The 16,793-nt window shown below is 60.4% G+C and carries 13 protein-coding genes; all 13 read right to left on the reverse strand.

What is annotated here, in order from left to right:
* Positions 1-84: 84 nt before the first annotated feature.
* Entirely contained in the window at positions 85-1,101 is a 1,017-nt protein-coding gene (locus ACLD1Y_RS11120) for a class I SAM-dependent rRNA methyltransferase (RefSeq protein ID WP_429478031.1), read from the reverse strand.
* A 56-nt stretch (positions 1,102-1,157) separates the two neighbouring features.
* On the reverse strand, positions 1,158-2,027 hold the full coding sequence (locus ACLD1Y_RS11125; protein ID WP_429478032.1) for an oxygenase MpaB family protein: 870 nt from the start codon (positions 2,025-2,027) through the stop codon (positions 1,158-1,160).
* A 17-nt stretch (positions 2,028-2,044) separates the two neighbouring features.
* Entirely contained in the window at positions 2,045-3,982 is a 1,938-nt protein-coding gene (gene acs, locus ACLD1Y_RS11130) for an acetate--CoA ligase (RefSeq protein WP_429478034.1), read from the reverse strand.
* Between the two features lie 105 nt (positions 3,983-4,087).
* Positions 4,088-5,752 carry a glucose-6-phosphate isomerase gene (gene pgi / locus ACLD1Y_RS11135; RefSeq protein WP_429478036.1) on the reverse strand — a complete coding sequence of 555 codons (1,665 nt, stop codon included), beginning with the start codon at positions 5,750-5,752 and terminating at the stop codon, positions 4,088-4,090.
* 202 nt (positions 5,753-5,954) lie between these two features.
* A complete protein-coding gene (gene panC / locus ACLD1Y_RS11140) occupies positions 5,955-6,806 on the reverse strand; it encodes a pantoate--beta-alanine ligase (RefSeq protein ID WP_429478038.1) in 852 nt (283 codons plus the stop codon).
* Positions 6,803-7,603, reverse strand: a complete 801-nt coding sequence (gene panB, locus ACLD1Y_RS11145) for a 3-methyl-2-oxobutanoate hydroxymethyltransferase (protein ID WP_429478040.1) — start codon at positions 7,601-7,603, stop codon at positions 6,803-6,805. Before panB ends, panC begins: the two co-directional genes overlap by 4 nt.
* 383 nt (positions 7,604-7,986) lie before the next feature.
* Positions 7,987-8,472: a 2-amino-4-hydroxy-6-hydroxymethyldihydropteridine diphosphokinase gene (gene folK / locus ACLD1Y_RS11150; RefSeq protein WP_429478042.1), complete on the reverse strand. Its 486-nt coding sequence runs from the start codon at positions 8,470-8,472 to the stop codon at positions 7,987-7,989.
* A 2-nt stretch (positions 8,473-8,474) separates the two neighbouring features.
* The gene (locus tag ACLD1Y_RS11155; RefSeq protein ID WP_429478044.1) at positions 8,475-9,863 is read right to left on the reverse strand and encodes a polynucleotide adenylyltransferase PcnB; all 1,389 of its coding nucleotides are present in this window, start codon (positions 9,861-9,863) and stop codon (positions 8,475-8,477) included.
* Positions 9,864-10,571: 708 nt separating this feature from the next.
* Positions 10,572-12,002 carry a sigma-54-dependent transcriptional regulator gene (locus ACLD1Y_RS11160; RefSeq protein ID WP_429478046.1) on the reverse strand — a complete coding sequence of 477 codons (1,431 nt, stop codon included), beginning with the start codon at positions 12,000-12,002 and terminating at the stop codon, positions 10,572-10,574.
* 22 nt (positions 12,003-12,024) lie between these two features.
* Positions 12,025-14,979 carry a sensor histidine kinase gene (locus ACLD1Y_RS11165; protein ID WP_429478048.1) on the reverse strand — a complete coding sequence of 985 codons (2,955 nt, stop codon included), beginning with the start codon at positions 14,977-14,979 and terminating at the stop codon, positions 12,025-12,027.
* The gene (locus tag ACLD1Y_RS11170; RefSeq protein ID WP_003176118.1) at positions 14,963-15,139 is read right to left on the reverse strand and encodes a hypothetical protein; all 177 of its coding nucleotides are present in this window, start codon (positions 15,137-15,139) and stop codon (positions 14,963-14,965) included. Before ACLD1Y_RS11170 ends, ACLD1Y_RS11165 begins: the two co-directional genes overlap by 17 nt.
* A 62-nt stretch (positions 15,140-15,201) precedes the next feature.
* The gene (gene gluQRS / locus ACLD1Y_RS11175) at positions 15,202-16,089 is read right to left on the reverse strand and encodes a tRNA glutamyl-Q(34) synthetase GluQRS (RefSeq protein WP_429478049.1); all 888 of its coding nucleotides are present in this window, start codon (positions 16,087-16,089) and stop codon (positions 15,202-15,204) included.
* A gap of 83 nt (positions 16,090-16,172) precedes the next feature.
* On the reverse strand, positions 16,173-16,616 hold the full coding sequence (gene dksA, locus ACLD1Y_RS11180) for an RNA polymerase-binding protein DksA (protein ID WP_025857127.1): 444 nt from the start codon (positions 16,614-16,616) through the stop codon (positions 16,173-16,175).
* Positions 16,617-16,793 lie beyond the last annotated feature (177 nt).

Genomic DNA, 16,793 nt, shown 5'->3' on the forward strand with positions numbered 1-16,793 from the left:
GTGACGCCATCTATGTCGAACAGGAGTGCCTTGGAGTATGGCACGGGTTTTCGGTTCCGAAGATCCAGGCTCTTGGGAAACGTCCTACAGCTGGAGTATCAATGTTTTTAGCGGTGGTTGTTGGTCTTGTGAAGGAAAATCCGCGCCCGGCGTCATGATCTGCCAGTCGCGTACCGGGCGCCCGGCTTTCTCCGCGCAACGTAGAACCTGCTCACGCCAATCATCCATGCTGACTTTTGCCAGGTTATTGCAGCAAATCAGTACGCCATTGTCGGCAGTGGCCAGTAGTGCAGGCTTGAGCAGGCTCTGGTAATCGCGAAGCAGGTCGACGGTGCCGAATGCGCTCTTGGCCCAGGCTGGGGGATCGAGCAGCACCAGGTCGTACTGGCGTTGTTCCAAACGTGGATAACTCGGCAGTTTTTGCCCGCGCCTCTGGGTGATCGGCAGGCCGGCCAGTTGGCGAATCGCCGGGAAGTAGTCGGACTGCACAAATTCCATGGCTGGCAACTCAGGGTTAAGCAGGCCGTTCTCGCGCCCGACCGCCAGGTTGCCCTCGGCGAAGTCCAGGTTGCATACCTCCCGCGCTCCGCCAGCGGCGGCACTGAGGCCTACGCCACAGGTGTAGGCGAACAGGTTCAGCACGCTTTTGCCAGCGCTGTGCTCTTTAACCCAGCCACGGGTGTTGCGCAGGTCGAGGAATAGCAATGGGTCCTGTCCGGCATGTCGCCCGCGCACACGGTAATTGAGCCCCCACTCATGACCGACCAGGTCTTCCAGCGCCGCAGGATCGGCGCGGTACACCGTGTCTTCGCGGTCGATGCGCGAGTTGCCACGGGCGCGGTCGTTGTACACCAGCAGCAATTCCAGGCCCATGTACTGGTTGATCAGTTGATGCAGCTCCAGCAGTTCCTCGGTTTGCAGGGACTGGTGAAAGCTTTGCACCAGCAATTGCGGGCCGTAGCGATCGATAGTCAGGCCACCGGCACCTTCTTGGCTGCCATGGAACAACCGATAGCAATCGGTGCCTTGGGCGTGTAACTCGTTGATCAGGTCTTGACGATGATTGAGGGCGGCGCGCAGCGCCTGATTCAGGGGAGACATGGAGCGCGCCTTGCTGGGAAAAGAGGGCGCGAAGTTTACCAGTTATGCGGGGTTGCCTACATCAACCCCATCCGTCGATGGGCGCGTTGCACCGAACCATTGCGCATCGCCCAGCGCAATAGTGGCGCACTGCGCTTGACCCCGGCGCGGACCATCTGGCGCTGCAGCGGGCTCTGGTACTGATCGAGCATGGCGCTGGCCCAATCCGGTAGCAGGTCAATGCCGGCCTGCATCATCAAGGCGCCAAAGGGCTTGGCCATCGTGCTGGGAGAGGGCGCGTTGAGCAGCAGGCGCAACACTTCGCGGCTGCGATCGTCGCACAGCAACTGAGGTCGGATGCGCTCCAGATAATCCGAAATTTCCTGCCGTGAGCGTGGAACATTCAGCGCGCCCAGCCGTTCGGCCACCAGGGCGATTTCACTGTAGTAACGGTCTTGATCGCGGCCCGAGAGATGAGGGTTGCGATAGCGCAGGTGTGCGGCCAGGAAGTTGCTGACCTCCGCCACATGCACCCAGGTCAGCAACTCCGGGTCGCTGGCCGCATAAGGTCGACCATCCGGTGCATGGCCAACCACTTGTAGGTGAATGGTGCGTACTTTTTCAATCAACCAGTCGGCATCACGCCGCGAGCCAAACGTGGTGCCGGAGATAAATTGCGACGTGCGCCGCAACCGCCCGAGCATGTCCTGACGAAAGTTGGAATGGTCCCACACGCCCGCCAGGGCCAACGGGTGCAAGGCTTGCAGCATCAACGCGCTGATGCCGCCGATGAGCATGCTGCTGAAATCGCCATGGACTTGCCAGCTCACCGAGTCCGGCCCGAACAGGCCTGGGTCGCCCTTGGGGTTTTCCAGGTCCAGTTGGCCCAGCGACAGACCGGTGAGGCTCATCAGCTGGTTTTCGATGCGGCTGCGGATAAATTCCATGGCGACTTAAGGGTTTCCTATCGGTTCAGGCGTTTGTCGATCAGGCCGTCCACCACGCTTGGGTCGGCCAGGGTTGAGGTATCACCCAGGCTATCCAGTTCGTTGCAGGCGATCTTGCGCAAAATCCTGCGCATGATCTTGCCGGACCGGGTTTTGGGCAGGGCGGGTGCCCATTGGATCAGTTCCGGCTTGGCAAAGCTGCCGATTTCCTTGCTCACCAGCTCCAGCAGGTGTTTTTTCAGCGCATCGTTGGGTTCCACACCGTTCATGGGCGTGACAAAGGCATAGATGCCCTGGCCCTTGACGTCATGGGGGTAACCCACCACGGCGGCTTCGGCGACCTGGTCGTGCAGCACCAGCGCGCTTTCTACCTCGGCGGTGCCGATGCGGTGGCCGGACACGTTGATCACATCGTCGATACGCCCGGTGATCCAGTAGTCGCCGTCTTCATCGCGGCGTGCGCCGTCGCCGGTGAAGTAGTAACCGGGGTAGGGTTTGAAGTAGGTGTCGATCATGCGCTGCGGGTCGCCGTACACGCTGCGGATCTGCCCAGGCCAGCTCGCCTTGATCGCTAGCACGCCACTGCCGGCGCCGTTGAATGGTTTGCCCTGTTCGTCCAGCAGCACGGGTTGTACGCCAAACATCGGCTGGGTCGCGCAGCCCGGTTTGATGTGCTGGGCGCTGACCAACGGGCTGAGCATGATGCCGCCGGTCTCGGTCTGCCACCAGGTGTCCACGATCGGGCAGCGCTGTTCGCCGACTGCGTTGAAATACCAATCCCAGGCTTCCGGGTTGATCGGTTCGCCGACACTGCCCAGCAGGCGCAGGCTGGCGCGGGAGGTATTCTCCAGCGGGCCATGGCCTTCGCGCATCAAGGCGCGCAGGGCGGTGGGCGCGGTATAGAAGATATTCACCTGATGCTTGTCGATAACCTGCCAGAAGCGCGAGCTGTCCGGGTAGCTCGGCACGCCTTCGAACATCAGCGACGTCGCACCGTTGGCCAGTGGGCCGTACACGATGTAGCTGTGGCCGGTGACCCAGCCCACATCCGCGGTGCACCAGAACACTTCGCCATCGCGGTAGTCGAGCACGTACTTGAAGGTCATCGCCGCCTGTAGCAGATAGCCACCGGTGGTGTGCAGAACGCCCTTGGGTTTGCCGGTGCTGCCGGAGGTGTAGAGGATGAACAGCGGGTCTTCGGCGTCCATCGGCTCGGGTGGGCAGTCGTCGCTGGCCGCTTCAACGGCTTGTTGGTACTTGAGGTCGCGACCTTCGCTCCAGTTCACGTTTGCGCCGGTACGCGCCACCACCAGCACGGTACTTACATTCGGGCAACTGGCCAGAGCCTTGTCGACGTTCTGTTTCAGCGCCACGGGCTTGCCACCGCGAACACCTTCGTCGGCGGTTATCACCGTACGGCAGTCGGCATCAAGGATGCGGTCACGCAGGGCATCCGGCGAGAAGCCACCAAACACTACCGAATGCACCGCGCCAATGCGGGTGCAGGCCAGCATGGCGTAGGCCGCTTCCGGGATCATCGGCATGTAGATGCACACACGGTCGCCTTTCTTCACCCCGCGGCTTTTCAGCACATTGGCCAGGCGGCTGACGTTTTGATGAAGTTGGCGGTAGGTGATTTTGGCGGATTTTGCAGGATCATCACCCTCCCAAATGAAGGCAGGCTGATCGGCACGCTCGGCCAGGTGACGGTCGATGCAGTTGTAACTGACGTTGAGCTGGCCACCGGCAAACCATTGGGCGGCACCGGTGTTGATGTCTGAGCTGTGGACGGTATGCCAGGGTTTGGTCCAGTCGAGAAAGCCCTTGGCCTGCTCGGCCCAGAAGGTATCGGGTTGCTCGATGGATTGGCGATAGAGGCGCTGGTAGTCCGCTTGGCTGAGCTGCGCAGCCCGGCGCACGGCATCGGCGGCAGGGAATGTGCTGATATCGAACATGTGCGGTCCTTATTCTTGTTTTAGCGACAAGTCATAAAGATGCACGCAGTGGGAGGAGGGTTCAAGGCCAACGTCCAAACGGACGTTGGCCTTGCGGGATCAACCTTAGCCGCGGTGACGACCACGGAAGTAGTTGATCAGGCCCTGGGTCGAAGCATCATCAGCCAGGCTTTCTTCAGTGCCGGTCAGGCGGTTGTAAACGCCCTTGCCCAGCTCTTTGCCCAGCTCCACGCCCCATTGGTCGAAGGCGTTGATGCCCCAGATCACGCTCTGCACGAACACCTTGTGCTCATACATGGCTACCAGGGCGCCCAGGCGACGTGGGCTGATGCGTTCCACCACCAGGGTGTTGCTCGGACGGTTGCCCGGGATCACCTTGTGCGGAGCCAGCTTCTGCACTTCGTCTTCCGCCATGCCCTTGTCGCGCAGTTCAGCTTCGGCCTCGCTGCGGGTCTTGCCGAGCATCAGCGCCTGGCTTTGGGACAGGCAGTTGGCGTACAGCCACTGGTGGTGGTCGGACACTGGGTTGAAGCTGACGATCGGCACGATGAAGTCGGCCGGGATCAGTTGGGTCCCTTGGTGCAGCAACTGGTGGTAGGCATGCTGGCCGTTGCAACCGACGCCGCCCCAGATCACCGGGCCGGTATCGGTGGCCACTGGCGTACCGTCCTGGCGCACGCTCTTGCCGTTGGATTCCATGTCCAACTGTTGCAAGTGCTTGGTGATGTTACGCAGGTAGTGGTCGTACGGCAGGATCGCATGGCTCTGCGCGCCCCAGAAGTTGCCGTACCACACACCCAGCAGGCCTAGCAGCACCGGCATGTTGGCTTCGAATGGCGCGTTCTGGAAGTGCTGGTCCATGGTATAGGCACCGGACAGCAGTTCCTTGAAGTTGGACATGCCGATAGCCAGGGCGATTGGCAAGCCGATGGCCGACCACAGCGAGTAACGCCCGCCGACCCAGTCCCACATCGGGAAGATGTTTTCTTCACGGATGCCGAAGGCCACGGCCGCTGCATTGTTGCTTGATACAGCGATGAAGTGGCGATACAGCTCGGCTTCCGAACCACCCTGGGCCAGGTACCAGGCGCGAGCAGCCTGGGCGTTCTTCAGGGTTTCCAGGGTGTTGAACGATTTCGACGAGACGATAAACAGTGTGGTCTCGGCGCGCAGCTTCATGGTCAGCTCGTGGAACTCACTGCCGTCAATGTTCGCCAGGTAGTGACAGCGCACACCTTTGTGGGCGTAGGACAACAGCGCTTCGGACACCAGCTCCGGGCCCAGGAAGGAGCCACCGATACCGATGTTCACCACGTCAGTGATCGGTTTTTCGGTATAGCCACGCCACAGGCCGTCGTGGATGCGGCCGACCAGATCAGTGATCTGGTTTAGCACCTTGTGCACGTCCGGCATGATGTTCACGCCATTGACCGACAGCTTGTCGCCCACCGGGCGGCGCAGCGCAGTGTGCAGGGCCGGGCGGCCTTCGGAGGAGTTGACCGGCTCGCCGGCGTACAGCGCGTCGATCGCGCCTTTGAGATTGACTTCCTTGGCCAGGCCCACCAGCAGGTCACGGGTTTCGCTGGTGATCAGGTTTTTCGAGTAATCGAGGAAAAGTCCGCAGCTGCTCAAAGTGAATTGGGAAAAACGCTGGGGATCGGCATTGAACGCTTCGCGCATGCTGAAATCCTGCATGGCTTGGCGGTGTTGATTAAGCGCTTGCCAGGCGGGCAGAGCGGTAACGTCATGAGGAGTGCGGTAGTACGCCATCGCTGCGGGTTTCCTTTTATTACGGGGACTGCCTTTAGGACACTTCTAAGCCCGGAACATCCAGTCTTTCATCAAGGGCTGGGTTCCGGACAGCGCTAACTATAAGCGCAGGGCGATTACATTAAACCTAGCGTGGGAATATGTCTTGGCTTTGTCTGCGCTGTGGCCGGTACTTTTTTATACCGGCACAGCGGGGAGGGGGTCAGTTGAGGTTCAGGTGCAGGTTGTCGATGAGGCGGGTGGCGCCCAGATAGGCGGCTACCAGGATCACAATGTCGCGATCTTCGGCGGTGGCCGGCCGCAGATGCACGCCTTGGCGTACTTCGAGATAGTCCATACGCAACCCGGCGGCTTCGATCTGGAGGACCTGTTCGGCACGCAGCTTGGCGAAGTCGTGGTCACCTGCGGTGATCGCCGCGCCCATCTGGCTGAGGCTGCGGTACAGCACCGGCGCGATGGCCCGTTGTTCTTCGCTGAGGTAGCCGTTGCGCGACGACAGCGCCAAGCCGTCGTCGGCACGCACGGTGGGCTCGCCGATGATCTGGATCGGCATGTTGAGGTCATGGACCATTGCACGGATTACGGCCAACTGCTGATAGTCCTTCTGGCCAAACACGGCGATGTCCGGCTGAACCATGTTGAACAGCTTGCTGACCACCGTCGCCACGCCTTCGAAGTGCCCTGGACGGCTGGCGCCGCACAAGCCTTCGGACAACTGCTGGACGCTGACGCGAGTCTGGCCTGTGGTGCCGCCGGGGTACATTTCCTCGACGGTGGGTGCGAATAACAGGTTGCAGCCGGCTTGCAGCAGCTTTTCTTGGTCGGCGGCCAAGGTGCGGGGGTACTTGTCCAGGTCTTCGCCGGCGCCAAACTGCAGCGGGTTGACGAAGATGCTGGCAACCACGAAGTCTGCCTGTTGTGCAGCCTTGGTCACCAAGGTGGCATGGCCGCTGTGCAGGTTGCCCATGGTGGGCACGAAGCCAATGCGTTTTCCGGCGTTACGGGCGTGGGTTACAGCTGCCCGCAGTTCACGTAGGGTTTTTACGGTGTTCATGCAGAGAATCCGTGTTCGGCGCCCGGGAAGGTCACGCCTTTGACTTCGGCGACGTAGGCGCTCAACGCAGCGTGGATGCTGTCCTGGCCGGTCATGAAGTTTTTCACGAACTTCGGCATGCGGCCGGTGATCGACAGGCCGAGCATGTCGTGCAACACCAGTACTTGGCCGTCGGTGGCCGCGCCCGCGCCAATGCCGATGACTGGCACTTTAACGGCCTGGGTGATTTCGGCTGCCAGCTCGCTAGGCACGCACTCCAGCAGGATCATCGCTGCGCCGGCTTGCTCCAGGGCGATGGCGTCGGCACGCATCTGGCGCGCCTGAGCCTCATTGCGGCCTTGTACCTTGTAGCCGCCGAGGATATTCACCGACTGCGGCGTGAGGCCCATGTGCACGCACACCGGCACACCGCGCTCGGCCAGCAGGCGGATCGATTCGGCCAGCCATAGGGCGCCTTCCACCTTGACCATGTGCGCACCGGCACGCATCAGCTTGCCAGCGTTCAGGAAGGTTTGTTCAAGGGTGGCGTAATCCATGAACGGCAGGTCGGCAATGATGAACGCGCCATCGTTGCCGCGCTTGACGCTGGCGGTGTGGTAGGCCAGTTCGTCGGTGGTCACAGGCAGGGTGCTGTCATTCCCTTGAAGAACCATGCCGAGGGAATCGCCTACGAGTAACACCTCAACCCCGGCCTGGCAGCTGGCGTGGGCAAAGGTGGCGTCGTAGCAGGTCAGCATGGTGATTTTTTCACCTTTGAGCTTGAGGCTCTGCAAGGTGGTCAGGGTAACGTCTGGCATGAAAAGGGTCCTCGTTCAGGCGCTTGGAAACAGCGAGTAACGCGCGTGAGTCTTCGTTTACACAGGCGCACTGTCTTGAAAGCAGTGCTTATAAGGCCTGGATTGCGCCCTTTAGCGCCGGGTTGGCGGCAGCGGGACGCCTATAGTCGTGAGGAGGGGGCGGGAAGTCAATTGGATGTGTTACCGCATTGTTACGCGTGGGGTGTTACCCCTGTTACTGATGCGATTCAGCTGGTGGAGCGCAGTTTTTGTACTGCGCCGAAGATCCAATGTGGGAGCGGGCTTGCTCGAGAAGGCGGAGTGTCAGTCGCCACATGTGCTGGCTGATACACCGCATTCGCGAGCAAGCCCGCTCCCACATAAGCCCGCTCACAGGGATAGCATCAGGCCGTGAGGATGCGCTCCAGGCCGACAAACGGGCAGGCTGCCAGCAAATCGCTGAGGCGCTGGCCATCAGGCAACTCGAAGTTGTCGGGCACCAGTTCCGCCAACGGATACAGCACAAACGCTCGCACGTGCATCTGGTAATGCGGCACCTTGAGGCGCGGCTCGTCGATCAGGCGGTCGCCGAACAGCAGGATATCCAGGTCGAGTGTGCGTGGGCCCCAACGCTCAAGGCGTTCGCGGCCTTGGTCGTTTTCGATGGCCTGTAAGGCATCCAGTAGGTCCGGCGGCGCAAGGCTGCTGTCCAGGGCAGCAACCGCGTTGGTGTAGCGCGGTTGGCCCGGGAGCAGGGAGTCGCTTTGATAAAAGGCGGAGACGCCGGCGACAGTGGTGCCGGGCAATTGCCCCAGTGCTTCGATAGCACTGCGCAATTGCTGGTCCGGGGCAGCCAGGTTGCTGCCCATGCCGATGTAGATGCGCTGCACGGTTATTCGCCCGAGGCGTCGGCCGCGCTGCGTTTGCGTTTGCTGCCGCTGCGACGACGCTTCTTGGGGCCTTCGCCGTCGCCTTTGCTGCCGAGGTCGCGAATCATGTCGCGGCGTTCGCTGTCATTGGCGTCCTGGTAGTCAGTCCACCATTCGCCCAGGCCGTCGGTCTGCTCGCCAGCGCTTTCGCGCAGCAGCAAGAAGTCGTAACCGGCGCGGAAGCGTGGGTTGTCCAGCAGCAGGTCGGCACGCTTGCCGCTGCGGCGGGGCAGACGCTCCTGCATGTCCCAGATCTCGCGGATCGGCATGGTGAAACGCTTTGGAATGGCGATGCGCTGGCACTGCTCGGCGATCAGCTCGTGAGCGGCTTCCTGCATGGCGGGGATCGGCGGCATGCCACGGTCCTGCAGGCGCAGCACGCGCTTTGGCAGGGCCGGCCACAACAGGGCGGCAAACAGGAACGCCGGGGTCACCGGTTTGCCCTGCTTGATGCGCAGGTCGGTGTTGATGAGCGCTTCGCTGATCAGGGTGTGGGTGTAGGTCGGGTTCTGTTCCAGTGCTTCGGCGCTGGCCGGGAACAGTGGATCGAACAACTGCAAGTCCACCAGCATTTCGAAGGTGTCGGCGGCGTAGCCCGAGAGGAACAGCTTGAGCACTTCTTCGAACAGGCGCGCCGAGGGGATTTCCCGCAGCATCGGTGCCAGTTCGCGAATCGGTGCAGCCGTGTGTTTCTCGATGCCGAAGTTCAGCTTGGCGGCGAAGCGTACCGCCCGCAGCATGCGTACAGGGTCTTCCTGGTAACGCTGCGTTGGGTCGCCGATCAGGCGGATCAGGTTATTGCGGATGTCGTGTACGCCATTGGCGTAATCGAGGATGCGCTCACTGACCGGATCGTAATACAGGGCATTGATGGTGAAGTCGCGGCGTTGCGCGTCTTCTTCCAAGGTGCCGTAGACGTTATCGCGCAGGATGCGCCCGCTTTCGTTGCGGGAAGACTGATTGGTGTCTTCCTCGTCATCGTTTTGCGGGTGGCCGGCACGGAAGGTCGCGACCTCAATGATTTCGCGACCAAAGTGGATGTGCACCAGCTTGAAGCGGCGACCGATGATTCGCGCATTGCGGAACTCGGCGCGGACCTGTTCAGGCGTGGCGCTGGTGGCGACGTCGAAGTCCTTGGGCGTGATATTGAGCAACATGTCACGCACGCAACCACCGACCAGGTAAGCCTGGTAGCCGGCGTTCTGCAAACGTTCGACGATATTCACCGCATAACGACTGAATTGGGCGCGTTGCAGCGAATGCTGGCTGCTATTGAGCACTTCAGGCGTGCTGCGTTGGTGTTGCGTACGACGCAAGGGAGAACGGAATGACTGGAACAACTTCTTCAGCATGGGATGCACTGTTTGAAGGAATGTTCGGCCATAACGAAGAATGACCGCATGATGGGCGGGGATTCTAGCATTTAGTCAGGGGATGGTGTAGGAACAAGCTGCAAGCCCCAAGCCAAAAGCTTCAAGAGGTTGCTGGAAGGGCAAATCGTAGAAACTACAAGGGGAGCCGAAGCTCCCCCAGAAGTAGTTGCGTGCTCTATTTTTATTATTGGTTGCGGGCTTCTTGTTTTTGTTGATCGCCCTCGCCATGAAGCTTCACCTTCATGACACTCCCAATCGGGAGCCAAGAGCAAACGGATTGCTTTGGTCGCTGTGTTGCTGATCTACGATCCAACCAGTTCAGGCTCTGCCTTAGGGCAGTTTTTGTTGTTCTCGGCCTGGTTGCGGGGCAAGCCCCAAATGCAACGCCTCTCCAAAAGAATCAGTTAGCTGCGCCTCCGCCGTGTTGTTTTTGTTATGCGTGAGTCGATTCGTCTTATTTTTATTGTCTTGTACAAAGCTTGTTATTGTTTTTGTACTAAGCATATAGCAGGGTGCGTGCCAACTTTTGCAACACCCAATAAAACCGGGGTGTTGAGGCGGTTTCGGGTTTTTGACGGGCCAAAAAAAGCCGGGGCTTCGTTACCGTAAGCCCCGGCTTTTGTTACGCAAAAAATCAGCGGTAACAGTTTTTTCACATCTGAGAGTGTTACCTGTGGGGGCGCACCCTCAACTCTCGCTGGCTACCCCGGTCTTGCGCCGTGGAATGCCCAGGCGTTGGCGACGTTCCCACAGGCACTTGCGGCTCACGCCCAATTTGCGCGCCAGTTCGGTTTCGGTCATATGGTCCTGATGCTCAAGGACAAAATGCTGGAAGTAGTCTTCCAGTGACAAGTCCTCAGTCGGCTCGTGGCTGGTATTGCTGCCGCCGCCTTGTTGCGGGGCCAGGCCGATGAAGTCGTCATCTTCCAGGTCGCTCAGTTCGATATCGATGCCCAGCAGCTCGGCGGAAATCTCCGGGCTTTCCGACAAAATGACTGCGCGCTCAACCGCGTTCTCCAGCTCGCGCACGTTACCCGGCCACGAGTAATGCCGAATGGCCTGTTCGGCGTCTGGGGCAAACTTGAGGTCGGTACGGTTGATGCGTGCGCTCTGGCGCAGCAGGAACGCGTTGGCGATCTCGTTGACGTCGGCGCCGCGCTCGCGCAGGGCCGGCAGCTTGAGGGCGATGACGTGCAGGCGGTAATACAAGTCTTCACGGAACTGGCCGATCTTGGCCAGGCTCTTGAGGTCGCGGTGGGTCGCGGCGATCAGGCGTACATCCACCTTCTGCGATTGCACCGAGCCGACACGGCGAATTTCACCTTCCTGCAAAACCCGCAGCAAACGCGCCTGAGCTTCCAGGGGCAGTTCGCCGATTTCATCGAGGAACAGCGTGCCCCCGTCTGCTGCTTCCACCAGGCCCGCACGCCCAGCGCTGGCGCCGGTAAACGCGCCTTTCTCGTGGCCGAACAGTTCGGACTCGATCAGGGATTCAGGAATGGCCGCGCAGTTCACCGAGATCATCGGTGCCTTGGCACGCTTGGACAGGTTGTGCAGGGCGCGGGCCACCAGCTCTTTACCGGTACCCGATTCGCCTTGGATCAATACATTGGAGTCGGTGGGCGCCACTTTGCGGATCTTGCTGTACAGATCCTGCATGGGAGGGCAGGAGCCGATGATACCGATCTCACCATTGCTGTTATCAACACCCGGTTTGTCGGCGGCTTTGCCGGCGGGGCGCTGTTCGGCTGGCGCGCTGCTGGCCGACTGGCGGTCACGCAGGATGCGCGCCACGGCCTGAAGCATTTCGTCGTGGTCGAAGGGTTTGGCAATGTAGTCCACCGCGCCCATCTTCATGGAGTCCACCGCCGAGCGCAGGCTGGCGTAGCTGGTCATGATCAGCACCGGAGTGCCTTGGCCCAGCTTGATCAACTCGGTGCCAGGTGCACCCGGCAGGCGCAGGTCGCTGACAATCAGGTCGAACGTGGGAATGCTGAAGCGCTCCTGGGCTTCTTGCACCGAGCCAGCTTCGCTGACCTGGTACTGATTACGTTCAAGCAGGCGACGCAAGGCAGAGCGGATAATGGTTTCGTCTTCGACGATCAAAATGTGCGGCATTGATTCAATTCTCTCGACGGTCTCAGTTCACAGCGGACGTCGCTTCGACATGACGCGGCAAGGTCACCCGAATACGGGTGCCGCGTTGGCTTTCGGTGTCAGCCGGGCTGTCGATGGTGATTTGTCCATAATGCTCTTCAACGATGGAATAGACCAGTGCAAGGCCCAGACCGGTACCCTCACCCGGGTCCTTGGTGGTGAAGAAAGGTTCGAACAATCGGTCCATGATGTTCTGTGGAATACCGCTGCCTTCGTCTTCGACGATCAGGTCCACTGTATGCTCGAAAGCCTCGGTCTTGACGCGTACCGCACCACCGGCTGGGGTGGCGTCACGGGCGTTGGACAGCAGGTTGATCAGTACTTGTGCCAGGCGTTGTGAGTCGCCATCAACCCAATGTTCCGGGTCGCACAAATTGAAGAACTGTACTTCGAAATTGCGCCGGTTCAAGGCCAGCAGCCCAATGGCATCTTGCGCCACTTCGGCCAGGCACACCGCTTCATCGTGGTTTTGATGGGCGCCTGCGTGGGCGAAACTCATCAGCGACTGCACGATGCGCGAGACACGTTTGGTCTGTTCGAGGATCTGCCCGCTGATCTCAGTGATCTCGCCGTCTTCCTCGCGCTCTTCACGTAGGTTTTGCGCCAGGCATGCGATACCGGTGATCGGGTTGCCGATTTCGTGGGCCACGCCAGCCGCCAGGCGACCAATGCTGGCCAGGCGCTCGGAGTGCACCAATTTGTCTTCGAGCATCTGGGTTTCGGTCAGGTCCTCTACCAGCAGCACCAGGCCGCTGTTACCGGGGGCCAGCGGTTCGTCGATGGCGGCTTTGTGCAGGTTGAGCCAACGGGTTTGGCCGTCGAGGGCCAGGTGCTGCTTGTGCAAGTGCTCGTCGGGCAGGTTGATAAAGCCTTGCAGCAGTTCCTTCCAGGGCTCGCCCAAGGTGTTCAGGCGCGAACCGACCACCCGTTGCGCAGCGATACCGGTGAGTTCTTCCATGGCTTTGTTCCACATCAGGATCTCTTGATCCTTGGCCAGGGAGCACACACCCATGGGCAGCTCCTGCAGCGTCTGGCGGTGGTAACGGCGCAGGGCATCGAGTTCGGCGGCAAGACCGGTGAGGCGCGAGTGGTAATCCTCCAGCCGGCTCTCGATGAAGTGGATGTCTTCGGTCACGTAGTTTTCCCCACCGGCCTTATAGGGCAGGAAGGTTTCCACCATGTCCTGGGACACGCTGGGGCCCATCAGGCCGGACAGGTTGGCTTCGATACGGTCACGCAGGCGGCGCAACGCGTACGGGCGACGCTCGTCGAACGGGAGATAGAGGTCTCGTAGTGCCTGTTCGACTTCCTTTTGCGCAGCCTTGGCGCCCAAGGGTTTGGCCAGCTGTGTGGCGAACTCCTGGGGCGACGCTGCGTGCAATTCGCGGCGTTGCGGGCGGCGCACGTTATCCACCGCACAAGCTTCGGCGGCGCTGGTTTCTTCGGGGCTGGCGTTGGTGAACAGCGAGATCAGGGTGAACATCAGCACGTTGGCGGCCAGTGAAGCAATCGCCGCCATGTGCCAGCTGGTGTCGTCCAGCACGTAGATCATGTTCAGCAGCGGGATGTAGAAGCCCTGCAGGTTGCCGACCAGCGGCAGTAGCATGGTCACGATCCACACCAGGATCCCCGCCAGCAAACCGGCGATGAAACCCCGGCGATTGGCCGTCGGCCAGTACAGCACCGACAACACGCCCGGCAGGAACTGCAACGTGGCAACAAACGCAACGATGCCCAGGTTGGCCAGGTCTTGGCCTGCGCCCAGCAGCAGGTAGAAACCGTAGCCGGCCATGATGATCGCGACGATCAACGCTCGGCGTGTCCACTTCAGCCAGCGGTAGATATTGCCCTCGGCCGGCGGTTGGTACAGCGGCAGCACCAAGTGGTTGAGCGCCATGCCTGATAGTGCCAACGTCGTGACAATGATTAGCCCGCTTGCCGCCGACAGCCCGCCCACGTAAGCCAGCATTGCCAGGGCTGGGCTGTTGGCAGCAATGCCGATCCCCAGGGTGAAGTATTCAGGGTTGGTGGTAGCACCCAGTTTCAGGCCGGCCCACAGGATCAGCGGCACTGCCAGGCTCATCAGCAGCAGGAACAGCGGCAGGCCCCAACTGGCGCTGACCAGCGAGCGCGGGTTGAGGTTCTCGGTGAAGGTCATGTGGTACATGTGCGGCATCACGATGGCCGAGGCGAAGAACACCAGCAACAGTGTGCGCCATGGGCCTTCCTGCAACGGGGTGTGCAAGGCGGCGAGGGCGGTCTGGTTTTGCAGCAGCCACAACTCCAGCTGCTGTGGGCCATCGAATACGCCGTAGAGCGCGTAGAGGCCGACGCCGCCGATGGCGATCAGCTTGATTACCGATTCGAAGGCAATCGCAAAGACCAGGCCTTCGTGCTTCTCGCGGGTGGCGATATGGCGCGAGCCGAAGAAAATCGTGAACAAGGTGATCAGCGCGCAGAACGCCAGGGCGACGCGATGCTGCACGGGTTCGCGGGTGAGAATGCTGATGGAGTCGGCCACCGCCTGAATCTGCAAGGCCAGCAGCGGCAGTACACCGATCAGCATGAACACCGTCGTCAGTGCGCCAGCCCAGGTGCTGCGAAAGCGGAACGCAAACAGGTCGGCCAGGGACGACAGTTGGTAGGTGCGGGTGATTTTCAGGATGGGGTATAGCAACACCGGCGCCAGCAAAAACGCACCGGATACGCCGAGGTAGCTGGAGAGAAAGCCATAGCCATATTGATAGGCCAAGCCCACCGTGCCATAGAACGCCCAGGCGCTGGCATAAACGCCCAGGGACAAGGTGTAGGTCAAGGGATGGCGAATGATCGCCCGCGGAATCATTCCGCGCTCACTGATCCAGGCCACCCCGAACAGCGCAGCCAGGTAGGCGGCGCTGACCAGCAGCATCTGGGTGAGGCTAAAGCTCATCGGCATCTTTTTGGCTCTGCAGGATGAAAGTCACGACGATCAGGATCAGCCATAGCAGATAAGGGCGATACCACGCGCCCGTGGCGTCGATCCACCAATCCATGATGGCGGGGGAGAACAGGTAGATCCCGACGACCAGCAGCAGGACCAATCGATAGATGTACATGTTGGCCTCTGATTAAAAAACTGCCGCGATGGTAACGGATGGCTGGCAAGCTGCAAGCGCCTTCAGCTCAATTGTGCTTCGGCCAGGGTGAGTGTGCGTGGGATCAGTGTTGCATCCCAGTGCTGGATGCCCCAATCCAGCAATTCTCGTGGGCTGGCGTGCAGCAACTCGCTGCCTGGCTGTTGGCCGAGGGCGCGCAGTGCTCTTAACAGCAAAGGCGTGGCCTGGTCGGGTGTCAACGGCGGTGAACGGTAGGATTTGCCCAACTTGTTACCGTCCGGCTGAATGATCAGCGGTACGTGCAGGTAACGAGGCTGGCGCAGGCCCAGCAGTTCTTGTAGGTAGAGCTGGCGTGGCGTGGAGTCCAGCAGGTCGGCGCCGCGCACGATATCGGTAACACCTTGCCAGGCGTCGTCGAGGACCACGGCGAGTTGATAGGCGTAGAGGCCGTCGCGGCGACGGATGATGAAATCGCCTACATCGCGGCCCAGGTGCTGTCGGAATTCGCCTTGTACGCGGTCGGTAAAGTGGTACTCCAACTCCGGTACGCGCAAGCGGATGGCGGCGTCTTGCTGGTCGTGACCGGCATTACGGCACAGCCCGGGATAGATGCCGTTGTAGGGTTCCAATTGTTTACGTGAGCAGGTGCAGGCGTAAGCCAAGCCGTGGTTGAACATGTCGTTCAGCACTTTGGCGTAGGCATCATGCCGCTCGCTTTGTCGGACCAATTCCCCATCCCATTCAAAGCCGTAGCTTTCCAGGGCGTGCAAAATCGCCGCCTGGGCGCCGGGCTCTTCGCGGGGAGGGTCGAGGTCTTCCATGCGCATCAGCCAGCGGCCATGGTTGGCGCGGGCATCGAGGTAGGAGGCGAGGGCGGCGACCAGGGAGCCAAAGTGCAAATGGCCGCTGGGCGTGGGGGCGAAACGCCCGATATAGGTAGAGGCTGTCATGGGCCGGATACTACTGGAAAATCGGTAAACGCCAGAAACAAAAATGGGGCGTTTGTACGCCCCATTCGTTCAGCTCGGAAGGATTACTTGCCGACCTGTTTTTCCTTGATTTCAGCCAAGGTCTTGCAGTCTACGCAGAGGTCCGCAGTAGGGCGGGCTTCCAGGCGACGGATACCGATCTCGACGCCGCAGGATTCGCACCAGCCGTATTCTTCGTCCTTGATCAGCTGCAGCGTCTTGTCGATCTTCTTGATCAACTTGCGCTCGCGATCACGGGCTCGTAGTTCCAGGGCGAATTCTTCTTCCTGGCTCGCACGGTCGGCCGGATCAGGGAAGTTGGCTGCTTCGTCCTTCATATGGTCAACCGTACGGTCGACCTCCTGCATCAAGTCCTGTTTCCACTTGTTCAGGATCTTGGTGAAGTGTTCGCGCATGGGCTCGCCCATGTACTCCTCACCTTTCTTCTCTACGTAAGGTTCGAAGCCATTGAGACCTTGAGTCTGCTGTTGCTTTGCTTGGGTGGACATGAATAGACCGCCTCTCACTCTTCTAATCCATTGCGCAGGATTGCAACGTCACCGACACCTGCCGGCCCTGCGGCTGCAAGCGGGCGAACTTACCAGATAGATTCGGGGTGCGCCACTCCCGGTTGTCGAGGCCCATGCCGTCCAGGTCGCAAACGCAAGCGCCCCGTCGTGGCTGGG

It is taken from the genome of Pseudomonas sp. 18175 (assembly GCF_050432925.1).
Classification (GTDB): Bacteria; Pseudomonadota; Gammaproteobacteria; order Pseudomonadales; family Pseudomonadaceae; genus Aquipseudomonas.

Bases quoted from the DNA above. Each gene is read 5' to 3' on its own strand.
- ACLD1Y_RS11160 (WP_429478046.1), bottom strand. From the start codon at position 12,002: ATGCCGCACATTTTGATCGTCGAAGACGAAACCATTATCCGCTCTGCC.
- ACLD1Y_RS11125 (WP_429478032.1), bottom strand. From the start codon at position 2,027: ATGGAATTTATCCGCAGCCGCATCGAAAACCAGCTGATGAGCCTCACC.
- acs (WP_429478034.1), bottom strand. From the start codon at position 3,982: ATGTTCGATATCAGCACATTCCCTGCCGCCGATGCCGTGCGCCGGGCT.
- pgi (WP_429478036.1), bottom strand. From the start codon at position 5,752: ATGGCGTACTACCGCACTCCTCATGACGTTACCGCTCTGCCCGCCTGG.
- gluQRS (WP_429478049.1), bottom strand. From the start codon at position 16,089: ATGACAGCCTCTACCTATATCGGGCGTTTCGCCCCCACGCCCAGCGGC.
- panB (WP_429478040.1), bottom strand. From the start codon at position 7,603: ATGCCAGACGTTACCCTGACCACCTTGCAGAGCCTCAAGCTCAAAGGT.
- ACLD1Y_RS11155 (WP_429478044.1), bottom strand. From the start codon at position 9,863: ATGCTGAAGAAGTTGTTCCAGTCATTCCGTTCTCCCTTGCGTCGTACG.
- ACLD1Y_RS11170 (WP_003176118.1), bottom strand. From the start codon at position 15,139: ATGTACATCTATCGATTGGTCCTGCTGCTGGTCGTCGGGATCTACCTG.
- panC (WP_429478038.1), bottom strand. From the start codon at position 6,806: ATGAACACCGTAAAAACCCTACGTGAACTGCGGGCAGCTGTAACCCAC.
- ACLD1Y_RS11165 (WP_429478048.1), bottom strand. From the start codon at position 14,979: ATGCCGATGAGCTTTAGCCTCACCCAGATGCTGCTGGTCAGCGCCGCC.
- dksA (WP_025857127.1), bottom strand. From the start codon at position 16,616: ATGTCCACCCAAGCAAAGCAACAGCAGACTCAAGGTCTCAATGGCTTC.
- ACLD1Y_RS11120 (WP_429478031.1), bottom strand. From the start codon at position 1,101: ATGTCTCCCCTGAATCAGGCGCTGCGCGCCGCCCTCAATCATCGTCAA.